General features: G+C 66.8%; 1 protein-coding gene. It reads left to right on the plus strand.

Annotated features, from left to right (window positions below):
• Nucleotides 1–232: fibronectin type III domain-containing protein (locus tag LPA42_RS33645; protein WP_228987165.1), on the plus strand; the 232-nt coding region annotated here is incomplete at both ends.

A 232-nucleotide genomic window follows, 5' to 3' on the forward strand; every position in this document is an offset into this window, starting at 1 on the left:
ACCCTGACCTGGACGGCCTCCACCCCCGGTTGCTGCGCCATCGAGGCCTACGTCATCGAGTACGCCCCACCGTTCACCGACGCGATCCCGCTGACGATGGTCGGGAACGTCACCACGGCCACGATCAACATCTCGCCGACCCACCAGTACAACATCAGGGTCGCGGCCAGGGACTCGGCCGGACACACCTCCCCCTGGTCGAACCAGATCATCGTGGTGGCTCCGGCCACCG

Origin of the sequence: Micromonospora sp. DH13, assembly GCF_020873825.1 — a bacterium.
Taxonomy (GTDB): domain Bacteria; phylum Actinomycetota; class Actinomycetes; order Mycobacteriales; family Micromonosporaceae; genus Micromonospora; species Micromonospora haikouensis.